This window comes from Micromonospora parva (assembly GCF_000718515.1).
Classification (GTDB): Bacteria; Actinomycetota; Actinomycetes; order Mycobacteriales; family Micromonosporaceae; genus Micromonospora; species Micromonospora parva.
Map to the genome: position 1 here is coordinate 318,937 of NZ_JNZS01000010.1, position 13,164 is coordinate 332,100.

The following is a 13,164-nucleotide window of genomic DNA, read 5'->3' on the forward strand; positions in this document are numbered from 1 at the left end:
CCAACGTCGTGTCCGGACGAACAGATCGATCAGGAGTACGGAAGCCGCAGCACCGACTGGTTGCCGATGCCCACGGTGCTCGGGTTGTTGCCGATCGCCGACCACACCTCCACCCGGACCGTGCCGTTGCTCAGCGTGCCCAACGTGCCGGTGGCCGAGGAGAGGCCGGCGTTCTGGGTGTAGTGCTCGTAGCCGGGAACCGGGTCGGTGGCGAAGTAGCGTGACGTCTCCACCCGCTCCCAGCTGCCGTTGCCGGTGAGGTCGTAGGAGATCCGCACCTGTACCCCGTTGCCGACCGCCGTCCCGGCGTCCACGAACAGGTCGAACGCCGTCTGCCCGCCGGTGTAGGCCAGGTTGAGACCGGTCGCCGTGAAGACCTGGGCGTTGGTGGGCGTACCGTCGTGGTTCCCGTTCGCCGCCGCGACCGTCGTGGTGGCCGCGCTACCGGCGGCGGCCAACCCACCACCCGGCAACAGGTACCGCGTCGGGTTGCCCGGGGTCGGCGGCGGCGTGGTCGTCGGCGGGGGGTCCGTCGGCGTCGTCGGGGGGACGCCACCGGCCGCGTTGCCACCACTCCAGGTGTACGCCCCGGTGGTTGCCGTCTTGCCGGCTCCCACGGTGAGGGCGGTGCCGTTGGAGAACGTCACAGTGATCGGTGTCGCCGTCGGGTTCGACGCCACGTAGGTGCGGGCCCCGTTGCGGGAGAAGACCGCCGACAGCGGGTGGTTGCCGGTCACGGTGGTGTCGACATTGCCCAGGGCCGCGAGGTTGCGGATCCAGTGGAAGGTGTGTGCCCGGCTCTCGCCCTCCTCCGGGGTGTAGCCCGGGTTCGCGCGCAGGTTCGCCAGCGCCGCGTCGGGGTCGCCGAGGGCCTGGAACTGCCAGAGGATGTCCTGCCACACCGTCGGTTGTCCGCCGTTGTTGCGGACCAGTTCGGCGTAGTTGGTCCGCACGTACGCCGGGTTGTTGCCCAGGTAGAGGTGGCCGCCGGTGACCGGGAGCAGGTTGATGCCCTGGATCATCTCCGGCTCGGCGCTGAACCAGGTGGCGTACGCGCCGCCGTCGCCCCAGACCATGCCGACCGTCGAGTGACCGAACGCGCTGGGGAAGTTCTGGTCGCTGACGTCGAACCAGTACTCCTGGATGGCCGCGGCCTGCGTGGTGTAGAGGAAGACGCCCGCGTCCCGGACGGCGGTGTTGCCGGTCGTCTGCCCCCACTGGATCAGGGCGCTGGCGAAGTTCATCCCCTCCGACGAGGACTCCTGGTTGTTGCCGGAGCCGAAGGACCCGTGCCCGGACGCCCAGTCGTGACCGGCGTAGATGTCGAAGTCCCGCAGGTACGGGAACCGGGTGTCGTCGCGGCGGTAGTTGTTGGCGTCCCGGATCAGCAGGTCGACCATGCCGCCGTAGCGGCTGGTGGCCGCCCAGGCCGGGTCGAACTTCGCCAGGGTCGCGGCGGCGGCGATGTAGTAGCCGTAGTGGAAGTGATGGTCGTTGAGCTCCTGGTCGGAGCCGTACGACGCCGGGTACCCGATCAGGGTGCCCCAGTTGTTGTCGTAGTAGAAGACCCGGCTGGTCTTGCCGCTGGACGCGGTGAACCAGTCGGTGAGCGTGCTGCGGATCGCGTTCAGCGCGCTGTCGCGCGTCGTGATGTCGTTGACCTGGTCGGCGATCTCGGCGATCCGGGCGGCCCGGCCGAGCCCCTTGCCGGTCCAGTAGGTGTCGTTGCCGCGTTGGTCCATCGGGTTGGCGCGGGTGGCGGCCAGGTGCCCGGTGAGCGTCGACAGGTCACCGCCGCTGCCGTCACCGACGGCCGGCAACTCCGGCAGGATGCCCTGGAACTTCATGGCGGTGCGGAACTGGTTGACGCCGGTGAGCACCTTCATCCGGCCGCGCGCCGACGGGTAGGTCGGCGTGATCGCGGTGGAGCCGCTCAGCGACTTCCACTGGTGCGGGTAGAGGCTGACCACGGTCTGCGTGGCGGTGCCCTCCCGGGCGGTCGTGGTGAACGCGTACGTGGTGGTCAGGCCGCTGGTCGCCGGGTTGTACGCGTACGACACCTGGGTGCCGGTCACGTGGGCGTGCGCGTACTGGCCGTAGGTGGCGGCCAGGCTGGCGCGCTCGGTGGTGCTCGACGTCGGCGGCAGGAGGGCGACCGAGAAGTAACCGCGACCGGCCAGCGTGGATGAGATCCGGCCGGACGCCACTGTCCAGCTGGCGCCGCTGGGGGCGAACCCGACGTAGTCGTGGCCGTTGACCCGGAAGCCGATGGTGGCGCCGCTGTTGGACCAGACGTCGGGGGTGCCGGCCGTGCTGATCTGCGCGTTTCCGCCGGTGGTCTGGAAGTAGGCGAAGGGCAGGCCGTGGCCGATGGTCGCGCGCATGGTGCGCGTGCCGTCGCTCCAGTGCGGGCTGACCGTCCAGTCCGTCCAGCCGTCGACCTTGACCAGTGGCGCGGCGAGCCCGGCCACACCGACCCTGATGTCCTGCACGTACGGGTAGTGGAACTCGCCGACGCCGGTGGCGGTGCCGCTGATCGCGGGCGTGGAGTTGGCGGAGAAGCCGAGCCCGTCGCCGAAGGTGTCGTACGAGATCGGGTGGGCGTGCAGCGGCTCGCTGAAGGAACAGTCGGTGCGCTTCCACAGCAGCGAGGACCACCAGTCGTTGGTGGGTATCGGCCCGGACGGCGCGTTGGCGGTGGCGAACTGCCGGGGGTTGCTGGACATCGCCCCGCAGCCGCTGGGGAGCGGGCCGACCGGGGTGGTGGTGTAGCTGCCGGCGCCGACGGGGGCGGCTTCGGCCGCGTCGGTCACCGGGATGGCGAGGCCGCCGACGGCCAGGGCCAGCGCGGTGGCGGCGGCCAGGGCCCACCGGCGGTGGGGAACGGGAGGTTTCATCGTGCCTCCATCGCGCGCGCCGGTTGCGGCCCTCGCCGGGTCCAGCGCGTTGCGTCTGATTTGGGGGGAAGGTCGGGTGAGAGAGCGCTCTCTCGGTCACGGTAGTGGAGCATTGAGATCCACGTCAATGTGTCGAACGCGTTGCGTGCTGATGTCGCTATTTGCCGGCGCCCGCGGTGTCGCCCAGTAACGCGTCCGGCACGCGCATCCGCCACGCGTCCGTCACCAACTCGGTCAACCGGTCGACGTCGACCGCCGCCAGACGCAGCAACACCAGGGGCAGACCGTCGTAGCCGGGCGTGGTGAAGAAGACCTCGGGCTCCCCGAGCAGGAGCGCCTGTTTCTCGGCCTCGTCACCCACGAACAGCACCGCGATGTCGAGCCGGATCACCCGTGGCTTCCCCGGTCTGCGCTCCGGATAGGACCAGACGAAGCCCTTGTCGGCCACCCGGAAGTCGAAACCGTCGCTGGCGATCTCCACAGTGTGCGGCAGGGCCAGCGCCACCCGGCGTACGTCGTCAGCGTCAGCCACCGGACCCCCTCGCACCGCCCATCATCCGCACGTGCCGAGATTACTCGGTGGGCAGCGCGACGGCCGTCGCCCCGACGATGGCCCGTTCGCCGCTCTCCTGGACATAGCCGACCACGCTGGCGTCGCGCGGATCGAGATCGGGCGGTGTCGCCAGCTCCACCTGCCCCCGCTCGGCGTCCAGGACCACCGACCTGAAGGCGCGGACGACGTTGTCCTGCCGCAGCGTCCGCCCGGCGTTCTCGCCCCGGGCGATGTCGCTGTCCAGGCCCCGCTGCACCACCGCCACGTTCAACACCGCGCCCGCCGGCGGCCGTTCGGTGCGGTAGTCCACCAGCACCCGGTCTCCGCCGAAGCCGGCGACGGAGAGCGTCAGCGCGGTGGTGGCCCTCGAGGACATGGCGGACATGATCGTGCTGGCCGCCCGGCGACGGTCCGAACCGACGAACTCGACGCTGCCGTTGACGACCATCTGCGGGGTGTAGAGACCCCTGGTGCCGAACGCCCGGGCGTAGGCCTCCTGGCGCGCGGTGTACGCCGGGTCCGCGAACTGGTCGGGCCACCCCAGGTTGTCCCAGTAGTCGACGTGGAACCCGAGGGCGAAGACGTTCTGTCCATGCGCCCGGGCGTCGCGTTCGATCTCGCTCAGCAACTCCTCGGCCGGAGGGCAACTGTTGCAGCCCTGGGACGTGAACATCTCGACGACGGCGAAGCCGCCGTCCGTCGACGCGTTCGTCATGGTGGCGTGTCTCCTCCCACGGTGCTCCCGGCGGGCGTCGTGTCCCCGTTTCGGGGTGCTCCCGGCGGGCGTCGTGTTCCCGTTTCGGGCGCGACGATGCGCGTGACGTCGCCCTTCGCTGCCGGCCTCGCGGCGGGGGCCGTCGGCGCGGGTGGTTGGATGGCACTGTGCAGTTCACCGTGACAGACGCGCCGACGCGGGAGCGTTTCGAGGCGCGCGACGAGGCGGGCGCGGTCGCCGGGTTCGTCACCTACCAGCTGACCGGCTCGATCATCGCCTACACCCACACCGAGGTCGATCCGGCGTACGAGGGCAGGGGCGTCGGGTCGACGCTGGCGCGGGCGGTGCTGGACGACGCGCGGAGCAAGGGCCGGACCGTTGTGCCGATCTGTCCGTTCCTCGCCGACTGGCTGGTCAAGCACCCGGAGTACGAGGACATCGTGGTCCGCACCACCCGCAAGATCAAATAGAACGCGTGCAGCGCGTGCCGCCGGACCCGGAGATGCTCACGGGCCTGGTGTCCAGCCTCGCGATCCAACGGGTCAGCGGTCCCGCCGAGGTCATCGCGTTCCTGGCCAGCCCCGCGGCCTCGTACATCACCGGCGCCGTGCTTGACTCCAACGGCGGATACACCGCCTGAGCCCGCCCCTTCGCAGCCCCGCCGGGAGACCGAACGATGACCACCGCCACCTTCCGTGCCCTGCACCACGACCGTGCCGCCGGTGACCCGCTCGTCCTGCCAGGCCCCTGGGACGCGGCCAGTGCCCGGGTACTCGCCGACGCCGGTTACCCGGCGCTCGCGACCCCGAGCGCGGGTGTCGCCGCGTCGCTCGGCTACGAGGACGGCGCGACCCCGCCGGACGAGATGTTCGCGGCGGTCGCGCGCATCGTCCGCGCCGTCTCCGTCCCCGTGTCCGCCGACGTCGAGGGTGGTTACGGCCTGGCCCCTCGTGAGTTGGTCGGGCGACTGGTGGAGGCCGGTGCCGTCGGCTGCAACCTGGAGGACTCGGAGGGGCACGGCACCCTGAAGGATCCGCGGCGGCACGCGGACTGGCTGGCCGAGGTGCGTGCGGAGGCGGGGGAGGAGCTCTTCATCAACGCGCGCGTCGACACGTTCCTGGTCGGGACGGGTGACCCCGTCGAGGCGATGGAACGCGCCCGCCTCTACGTGGCGGCCGGAGCCGACTGCGTCTACCCGATCCTGGCCCCGCCGCAGCTGCTCCCGCAGCTGCGGGAGGGCATCTCCGGCCCGATCAACATGGTCGCCGGCCCGGACCGGGCGTCGGTGGCCGAGCTGGGCCGGCAGGGCGCGACCCGCATCACCTTCGGCCCGGCAATGCAGCGGTACGCGATGGCGTCGATCGGCGACCTCGCCGCCGAGCTGCGGGCCTGAGGCTCGACGCCACCCGCGCTCCGCCGGTCCGGCCCAGCCCGCCACCGCTCCGGCCCGGCTGCGCGACTCCTCACGCGCGGCCGGTCACGCGGCCGCTGCCGTTCGCAAGATCGCGCAACATCCTGGATGTAGTCGCATCCGGCCGCGCCCGACACCCCTACACCCAGGATCGAGCACGATCTTGGGGTGGGCGACGTCGGTTGCCGGAGTCGGGCGGTTGGCGCGGTTCCCACGATGCCGAGTCGATCACCGGTGCGGCCGGCGTCGGAGGGTGGTTCGGCAGCTACGGCCGAGCCCCCGGCGCGCCGTCCTGGTGGACGGCTGCCGGGGGCTCGAATGCAGACGATCAGGCCTGGTTGCCGTTCGGCAGCACGGCGGCCATCTCGTCGACGGCTCCGGCGAGCACCCGGGCCTGCTGCGGCCAGGTGGCCAGACCAGGTGCGGCGCGCAGGCCGGCGGCCCGGATCAGGTCGCGCAGCGCCGGCTCGTCCAACTCGCCGAGCTGGCCGTACGTGCGCACGCCAGCGTCCTGCAACGCCGCCGCCATCTTCGGCCCGATCCCCTGGATCCGGCGGAAGTCGTCGGCCGGGCCCGTCGGGTCGGCGTCGACGCTGCTGACCGCCGTGTCGGAGGACGGCCGGACCGGCGGGGCCGCCGCGGTGGTCGGCCGGACCGGAGGCGTCGCCACCGCCGACCGCTCGGTCTCCTCACTGGCATCCGCCGGCCCGGCCACGGAGCCCGCGCTCACCGACTCGGCGTGCGTCGGCTCGGCGTGCAGGGAGTCGGCGTGCGTCGGCTCAGCAACCGAAGGGTCGGCCGGCACCGCTGCGGACGTCGGGTCGACCGCCGTGGCCTTGGTCGCCTCGTCGTCGGCCGGGTCGGCCGCAACCGGTGTGTCGTCGGCCGGGGTGGCCGCAACCGGTGCGTCGTCGGCCGGGGTGGCCGCAACCGGTGCGTCGTCGGCCGGCGTCACATCGTTCGGCGTCGAGTCGATCGGCGCGTCGTCGGCTGGCGCGACTGCCGGCGCATCATCGGTCCGGGTCGCGTCGAGCGGCGTGTCGGCGGACGGGAGGTCGTCCGCGGGCTGGCGCGGAGCGACCACTGCCGCCGGGGCCGGCTGCTCGTCGGCGCTGACCGGCTCGGCGGCCGCTTGCACGGCCGGCTCCGGTCGCGGCTCAGCGGCGTCGGGCTGCTCGGCGGCAGGTACGGACGGCGGGTCCTCGGTCAGCGCCATGTCCGCCGGGTCGACGCCGCTCGGGGCGTCCGCTGGCACGGGCACCGGGGTGGGACCGTCCGGTTCGGTCGTCGCTGCCGGCGCGCTGACCGTGTCGACCGGTACCGGCTCGTCGGCGACGGCGGTGGGTGCCGGGTCGACGGCGGCCGCCGGCGCCGCCTCGTCGGTGGTGGCAGCCGGCGTGGGCGTGGAGATCACGGCCAGGCCGGCGACGGGGTCACCATCCACAATCGAATTGCCCGGTACGCCCCGCCGGCCGCGCAGCAGCCAACCGGCGGCCAGGCCCAGCAACAGTGCCAGTACCACTATCAGCGAGTGTCCGAAAGACCACGCCACGGCGAACCTCCCTCTCAGCTCGTTGGAAAAGTCACGAGAAAAACTCGCCGCAGCTTCGCACACGCGTATTGCCGACGACAGACAGGATCGGTCGTCAGCGTCGCGGGTGGGCCAGCCACCTCAGCCGGTGCCTGCCGGGTGACACAGAGTCGCCCGATCGCACCGGAACCGGGGCCGATGAGACCGGGGCGGGCGTGCGGCGGGCCACCCATCGGTCGGTCGGGTGGTGCGCGCCGGACACGACGAGACCCGGGCCCGGCGGGGAGGCCGAGCCCGGGTCGGGCAGAACCGGGTTCAGTCCCGGTCGCCCTCGTAGGTGTGGAAGTCGTCGACGAACCGGCGCCGCAGCCGTGGCACCCGGCTGGTCACTCCGAAATAGCCGCGCGCGCCGAGCAGCGCGAGCCGGCCCACCACCGGCCGGTACATCCGGTCGTCGCCGTTGGTGCCGCTGCGGTTCAACGATTCGGCGACCCGCGCGAAGCCGTACGGCGCCATCACCGCCTCGTAGTCGGCGACCGCCTGGACCAGGGTCTTGTCGCCGGCGGTGGCGCGGCTGAGCTGCTCGCAGAGCAGCCGGGCGTCGCGCAGCGCGGTGTTCGCGCCCACACCGCGACCAGGGGTCATGGTGTGGATGGCGTCACCGAGCATGGTGACGGTGCTGCTCTTCCAGGGCGGCACCGGCTCGGACGTGGACACTTTGATGGGCAGGGCGCTGGCCGGGTCCGCGTGGGTGAGCAGTTCCCGCAGGTGCGGGTGCCAGTTCGTGGTGAGGTCCAGGGCGACCTGCACCAACTCCTGGCCGCGGCGTTGCATGACGTCGGCCGGGAACCGGTTGGCCGCGCTCCAGATGATCAGATTGATGTTGTCGGTGGTGGTGTCGTGGGCCAGGCCGGGCCAGGTGCGCAGCAGGGCGGCGTCGGCCTCGCTGACGCCGGGCTTGATCGCCCGTTCGGCGTCCCACTTGAACTCCATGACGTGCAGCACGCCCATCATCCCGCCGACTCCGAAGATCAGCGAGATGCCCTGCTGGACCCGCTCCGGAATGAGACTGCGGGTGTGCGGGGTCAGCGGAACCCGGGTGGCGATGTTGATCGTCCCGGCGTCGCGGGTGACGGCGTGCGGCAGGTACTGGCGGCGTACGGCGGAATGGGTGCCGTCGGCCGCCACCAGCAGGTCGCCGGTGGCGGTGCTGCCGTCGGCGAAGTGCGCGGTGACAGTGCCGTCGTCGCGCTGCTCGTACCGGGTGAAGGTCTTGTCGAAGCGCACCACGTCCTCCAGGCCGGTCAGCAGCACCTGGCGCAGCACCATCCGGGCCACCGAGTGTTCGGTGCGCACCGGGTCGTCGCTCGGCCGCAGCGCGAACGACGCGGTCTGGCGCAGCCCCTGGGTGACCACGTTGAAGTAGTGCGGCGGACGGGCGCAGGTGGCCAGGAAGGTGGCGAACAGCTCCGGGGGCAGACACTCCCGCAGCGCCCGGCTACCGGTGGGGCCGATGCCGACCCGGTAGCCGAGCAGCCCCTCGGCGCGGTCGCGGTGTCGTTCGTAGACGGCGACAGTGATCCCGGCGCGGCGCAGGCCGTGCGCCAGGCACAACCCGCCCGTGCCCGCGCCGATGATCAGGACATGCGGCGGCGCGGCGGACATGTCAGCCGGCCGGGTGCGCGGCGGGTGCCTCGGTGCTGGCTGGGCGCGCCGTTGGCGCGGCGGTGCTGGCTGGGCGCGCCGTTGGCGCGGCGGTGCTGGCTGGGCGCGCCGTTGGCGCGTCGGTGGCGTCCCAGCGGTAGAAGCAGCCCGCGATCGCGTCCCGGGGCGAGCGCCAGGTCGGCAGGTACGGCGACGTGTGCGCGGAGAGTCGTTCGTTGACCTGCTGGAAGAGCGGGTGGTTGCGGGCCGCCGCGAGCGCGTCCGGGTCGACGTCGTCCGAGGTCTCCAGCAGGTGTACGCACAGGTCGTGCAGGCAGTACAGGGATCGGTGCGTGACACCGGTCAGGCTGGGGAGTTCGGTGGCGTCGGATTCGGCGAAGATCTGCGCGACCCGCCCCTCCGCTCCCGGGATGATCCGACTGACGATCAGTAGACGACTCATGGGACCCCTTCCGCCGGTGGCCTGCCCGACCCTCCCGGGTCGGTGCCACGTGCTCTGTGCGCCCACCGTGCCGCAGCGCCTGTCACGTCACCGTCACGTCCGCCGACCGGCTGGTGACGGACGGTCGGTGACGGCGGCGCGGCTGGCCTGGCGGATCGGGGCGAGGGTGTCGTCGAGCAGGGCGCTCATGGCCGGGCTCGGTTCCAGCCGCAGTTCCCGGCGCAGCAGGTCCCGGTAGACGTAGAAGGCGTGCACGGCTTCGAACGCGTTGCCCTCGGCCAGGTGGATGCGCACCACCAGCCGGTGGGGCGTCTCCCGTAGCGGCTCGGCGGCCATCGCCTCCAGCGCGGCTTCGAGGGCCTCACCATGGCGTCCCGCGGCCAGGTGGTGCCCGGCCACCTGTTCCAGCATGTGCAGGCGGAGTTGGCGCAGGCGCTCCCGGTCCAGCAGCACCCAGTCGTCGTACCAGCCGGGGAGCAGGTCGTGCCGCCCGGCGGCGAGCGCCCCGGCCGCGGTGCGGGGGTCGTCGCCGTCGCGGACCCGGGCCGCGGTGCCGACCAGGTCGTCCACGTCGAGCCGGACCGCCGGGCCGAGGCGGACGGTGTCGCCGGCCACTGTCATCGGGCAGCACGGGTCCTGTCGGAGCCGCCACAGGGCGGTGCGCAGCGAGGACAGCGCCCGTTCCTCCGACGCGTCCGGCCAGAGCAGGCCGGCGAGCTGACTGCGGGTGGCACCGGGGCGGAGCCCGATCAGCGCTATCACCCGTTGCAGCCCGCGCGGCACCACCACCGGCACCGCCTCGCGGAGGAGTCGGAAGCCTCCGAGCAGGTGCAGGGACACGCCCTCCTCGGGCGGGTCTCCGGCGGTCGGCACGGACGGATCAGCGGCCACGGCGGCACCCCCTGCGGAACGCTCGTCCCGACTGTCTGCTGTGTCCCGGATCGGTTGCCCGCGACGCCACTGTCGACCCGCCGATCACGGCGCGGCCGGGCGCGGCCCCGCCCGCCGAGTCGCCGGGCTGACCAAGCTGAAGATTATCAATGATGGTCACGGTGGGTCAACGTCGCAGTGGTCGTTCTATTCGCGACAGTCAACCCGAGATCGGTTCTGAACTGCACAAACATTGGCGGGCTGCGCGTGGCGGACACATAGCTGATGCACAGGTTGCGTCAACGCAGCGTCACCGTCATGCGTCGATGGCCGGCCCGGCGCGGTGACGCCGCCGTGACGAGGATCGGCGCATCGTGTCGGCAGTCGTCCAGCGCGTCCGGGGCCACCCGTGGCCGGCCGGACGCTGTGGGGGGAGGCCCAGCATGGACCGATCGCTGATCATCGCGAAGGTCGATCCGACCGCCGAGGAGCGGGTCGCCGAGATCTTCGCCGAGTCGGACAGTACGGAACTGCCGCGCCTGGTCGGCGTCCGGCACCGTTCGCTGTACCGACTGCACGACCTCTATGTGCACCTGCTCGAGACCGCGCAGCCGACGGAGGGTGCGGTGGAGGCCGCCCGTGGCCACCCCGAGTTCATCAGGGTCAGTGACCGGTTGCGTCCGTACGTGTCGCCGTACCTGCCGACGTGGCGCTCACCGCGCGACGCGATGGCCCGGTGCTTCTACCGGTTCGACGCCCCGGACGCCGGGCGGCGGTCGTGACGGCCACCGCGCCGCGCGACGAGCAGCTCTGGTCCCGATGCGCCGGCTGCGCCAGCCTGCTCTACCGCAAACGGCTGCGGCGCAACCTCGACGTCTGCCCCGAGTGCGGGGAGCACGCCCGACTCGGCGCGCCGGAACGCCTGCGCCAACTGGTCGACCCGGGCTCGCTGCGCCCGCTGCCCGACCAGCTGCCGGAGGCCGACCCCATCGACTTCGTCGACGTGCTGCCGTACCGGCACCGGCTCACCGGCGCCCGGGCCAGCACCGGCCTGGCCGAGGGGGTCGTCTGTGCCACGGCCACCATCGGTGGGCACCCGGTGGTCCTGGCGGTGATGGACTTCCGCTTCCTCGGCGGCAGCCTGGGGTGCGCGGTGGGCGAGCTGATCACCCGGGCGGCCGAACGGGCGCTGGACGATCGCATCCCACTCGTCCTGGTCACCGCCTCCGGTGGGGCGCGGATGCAGGAGGGTGCGCTGTCGTTGATGCAGATGGCCTCTGTCAGCCAGGCCATCGCCGCGCTGCGCGAGGCGGGGCTGCTCACCGTGAGCGTCCTCACCGACCCGACCTACGGCGGGGTGGCCGCCTCGTTCGCCACCAACACCGATCTGGTGCTCGCCGAGAGCGGCGCGCGGATGGGCTTCGCCGGCCCCCGGGTGATCCGCCAGACCACCGGGCGGGCCCTGCCGGAGGGCTTCCAGACGGCCGACTTCCTGCTGCGACACGGGCAGGTCGACATGGTGGTGCAGCGCCGGTCGCTGCGCGGACGGCTGGTGGCGCTGCTCGCCGCGACCCGCGCCGGGCGTCCGGCGCGCACGCCCGTACCCCGGCAGGAGCTGGCGTCGCGCCACGAGCGCCTCGCCGACGACGGCTTGGCCCACCCGCGGCCGGCGGGCCCGCCCGTCGCCACCCCGACCCCCGCCGACCCCCCGGCGGTACGCGACGCGTGGGACACCGTCCGAATGGCCCGGCACCCCGGACGACCCACCACACTCGATTACCTGGACTCCGTCTTCGACGGGTTCGTGGAGCTGCACGGCGATCGGCTCGGCGCGGACTGCCCGGCCATCGTGGGTGGGGTGGCGCGGCTGGCCGGCCGGCACGTGATGGTCATCGGCCACCAGAAGGGGCACACCACCGCCGAGCTGGTCGCCCGCAACTTCGGCATGGCCAGCCCGGCCGGGCACCGCAAGGCGCTGCGGCTGATGCGCCTCGCGGCCCGGCTCGGTCTGCCGGTGGTCACCCTGGTGGACACCCCCGGAGCCGACCCCGGGGTGAGCGCCGAGGAGCAGGGTCAGGCCGCCGCCATCGCCGAGAACATCCTCACCCTCACCGTGCTGCCCACCCCCGTGCTCGCGGTGATCACCGGGGAGGGCGGCAGTGGCGGCGCGCTGGCACTGGCGGTGGCCGACCGGGTCCTGATGCTGGAGAACGCCGTCTACTCGGTGATCAGCCCCGAGGGGTGTGCGGCGATCCTCTGGCCGGACCGGTCCGCGGCGCCGCAGGCCGCCCGCGCGTTGCGACTGACCGCACCCGACCTGTGCCGGCTCGGGGTGGTCGACGAGGTCGTGTCGGAGCCGCCGACCGCCGCTCACGACGACCCGGCGGAGACCGCCCACCGGTTGCGCGCCGCCCTGCTGGCCAACCTCCTGCCGTTGCTGGACGTGCCCCCCGCCATGCTGGTCCGCCTGCGCCGGCAACGCTTCCGGCGGTTCGGCGCGTACCGCACCGGTGCCCGGGCGGTTCGGCGATGAGCGCCGGGGAGCCGGCGGTGTCGACTGTCGAGGCGTCCGACGACGTCGGGGCGGACGGCGAGGAGGCGCTGGCCGGGCTGCGCCGGCAGGCGCAGCACCTGATCGCCGAGCTGGCCGGGCCGGTGCGCCGGATCCGGCTGCGCAGCGGGCCGGCGGTGCTGGAGGTCGAGTGGCATCCCGAAGACGTGCCCCGTGCGCAGGTGCCCGCGGTACCGGCCCAGGCGGCGGCACCGACGCCCGTGCCGGGGCCCGGCGCCCCGCCCGCGGTGATCCGGCCGCCGGTGCCGGGACGCGCCGCGGTGCGGGCCCCGATCGTCGGCACCTTCTACCGGTCGCCGGAGCCCGGCGCGCGGCCGTTCGTCGCGGTCGGCGATCTGGTCCGGCCCGGTCAGCCGGTCGCCATCGTCGAGGCGATGAAGTTGATGAACGAGGTGACCGCCGACCGGGCCGGCCGGGTGGCAGCGATCCTCGTCGAGGACGGCCAGCCGGTCGAGTACGACCAGCCGCTCGTCGAACTGGACCCGGCATGACGACGCGGGGTGGTTGA

12 protein-coding genes and 1 pseudogene are annotated in these 13,164 nt (G+C 72.8%); 6 read left to right on the forward strand and 7 right to left on the reverse strand.

Going from position 1 to position 13,164, the window contains the following annotated elements:
- Positions 1–29: 29 nt before the first annotated feature.
- From IF22_RS0116630 to IF22_RS0116640, 3 genes are all read right to left on the reverse strand, one after another.
- The gene (locus IF22_RS0116630; protein WP_030332950.1) at positions 30–2,897 is read right to left on the reverse strand and encodes a glycosyl hydrolase; all 2,868 of its coding nucleotides are present in this window, start codon (positions 2,895–2,897) and stop codon (positions 30–32) included.
- 157 nt (positions 2,898–3,054) lie between these two features.
- On the reverse strand, positions 3,055–3,429 hold the full coding sequence (locus IF22_RS0116635; RefSeq protein WP_030332951.1) for an MmcQ/YjbR family DNA-binding protein: 375 nt from the start codon (positions 3,427–3,429) through the stop codon (positions 3,055–3,057).
- 40 nt (positions 3,430–3,469) lie between these two features.
- Positions 3,470–4,165 carry a DUF1223 domain-containing protein gene (locus tag IF22_RS0116640; protein WP_051708541.1) on the reverse strand — a complete coding sequence of 232 codons (696 nt, stop codon included), beginning with the start codon at positions 4,163–4,165 and terminating at the stop codon, positions 3,470–3,472.
- 167 nt (positions 4,166–4,332) lie between these two features.
- Between IF22_RS0116640 and IF22_RS0116645 the strand changes: the two genes are divergently transcribed.
- Genes IF22_RS0116645 through IF22_RS0116655 form a run of 3 tightly spaced genes read left to right on the forward strand, consistent with a single transcriptional unit; the run spans position 4,333 to position 5,558 of the window.
- A complete protein-coding gene (locus tag IF22_RS0116645) occupies positions 4,333–4,635 on the forward strand; it encodes a GNAT family N-acetyltransferase (RefSeq protein WP_030332954.1) in 303 nt (100 codons plus the stop codon).
- A 5-nt stretch (positions 4,636–4,640) separates the two neighbouring features.
- Positions 4,641–4,805 (forward strand): SDR family oxidoreductase, encoded by a 165-nt coding sequence (locus IF22_RS34435; protein ID WP_209444567.1) that lies wholly within the window; start codon positions 4,641–4,643, stop codon positions 4,803–4,805.
- A gap of 36 nt (positions 4,806–4,841) precedes the next feature.
- Complete coding sequence (locus IF22_RS0116655; RefSeq protein ID WP_030332955.1) at positions 4,842–5,558, forward strand: isocitrate lyase/PEP mutase family protein; 717 nt, start codon at positions 4,842–4,844, stop codon at positions 5,556–5,558.
- A gap of 346 nt (positions 5,559–5,904) precedes the next feature.
- Here IF22_RS0116655 and IF22_RS36450 read toward each other — a convergent pair whose 3' ends face one another.
- From IF22_RS36450 to IF22_RS0116675, 4 genes and pseudogenes are all read right to left on the reverse strand, one after another.
- Positions 5,905–7,128, reverse strand: coding sequence for a hypothetical protein (locus IF22_RS36450; RefSeq protein ID WP_036411589.1), 1,224 nt, complete (start codon positions 7,126–7,128; stop codon positions 5,905–5,907).
- Between the two features lie 294 nt (positions 7,129–7,422).
- A complete protein-coding gene (locus tag IF22_RS0116665; protein ID WP_030332959.1) occupies positions 7,423–8,772 on the reverse strand; it encodes an FAD-dependent oxidoreductase in 1,350 nt (449 codons plus the stop codon).
- 115 nt (positions 8,773–8,887) lie between these two features.
- Positions 8,888–9,214: pseudogene (locus IF22_RS0116670) on the reverse strand (TcmI family type II polyketide cyclase); the annotation flags it as partial.
- Between the two features lie 93 nt (positions 9,215–9,307).
- Entirely contained in the window at positions 9,308–10,105 is a 798-nt protein-coding gene (locus IF22_RS0116675; protein WP_030332963.1) for an AfsR/SARP family transcriptional regulator, read from the reverse strand.
- Between the two features lie 422 nt (positions 10,106–10,527).
- Here IF22_RS0116675 and IF22_RS0116680 point away from each other — a divergent pair, with 422 nt between their 5' ends.
- Genes IF22_RS0116680 through accB form a run of 3 tightly spaced genes read left to right on the forward strand, consistent with a single transcriptional unit; the run spans position 10,528 to position 13,147 of the window.
- Complete coding sequence (locus IF22_RS0116680) at positions 10,528–10,866, forward strand: TcmI family type II polyketide cyclase (RefSeq protein WP_030332965.1); 339 nt, start codon at positions 10,528–10,530, stop codon at positions 10,864–10,866.
- Positions 10,863–12,617, forward strand: coding sequence for an acetyl-CoA carboxylase carboxyl transferase subunit (locus IF22_RS0116685; RefSeq protein WP_030332967.1), 1,755 nt, complete (start codon positions 10,863–10,865; stop codon positions 12,615–12,617). Before IF22_RS0116680 ends, IF22_RS0116685 begins: the two co-directional genes overlap by 4 nt.
- Positions 12,614–13,147, forward strand: coding sequence for an acetyl-CoA carboxylase biotin carboxyl carrier protein (gene accB, locus IF22_RS0116690; protein ID WP_051708544.1), 534 nt, complete (start codon positions 12,614–12,616; stop codon positions 13,145–13,147). Before IF22_RS0116685 ends, accB begins: the two co-directional genes overlap by 4 nt.
- Positions 13,148–13,164: the final 17 nt, after the last annotated feature.

What these genes read in the sequence shown, in the direction of transcription:
- accB (WP_051708544.1), top strand. Translation starts at nt 12,614, where the DNA reads ATGAGCGCCGGGGAGCCGGCGGTGTCGACTGTCGAGGCGTCCGACGAC.
- IF22_RS0116640 (WP_051708541.1), bottom strand. Translation starts at nt 4,165, where the DNA reads ATGACGAACGCGTCGACGGACGGCGGCTTCGCCGTCGTCGAGATGTTC.
- IF22_RS0116665 (WP_030332959.1), bottom strand. Translation starts at nt 8,772, where the DNA reads ATGTCCGCCGCGCCGCCGCATGTCCTGATCATCGGCGCGGGCACGGGC.
- IF22_RS0116630 (WP_030332950.1), bottom strand. Translation starts at nt 2,897, where the DNA reads ATGAAACCTCCCGTTCCCCACCGCCGGTGGGCCCTGGCCGCCGCCACC.
- IF22_RS0116655 (WP_030332955.1), top strand. Translation starts at nt 4,842, where the DNA reads ATGACCACCGCCACCTTCCGTGCCCTGCACCACGACCGTGCCGCCGGT.
- IF22_RS0116680 (WP_030332965.1), top strand. Translation starts at nt 10,528, where the DNA reads ATGGACCGATCGCTGATCATCGCGAAGGTCGATCCGACCGCCGAGGAG.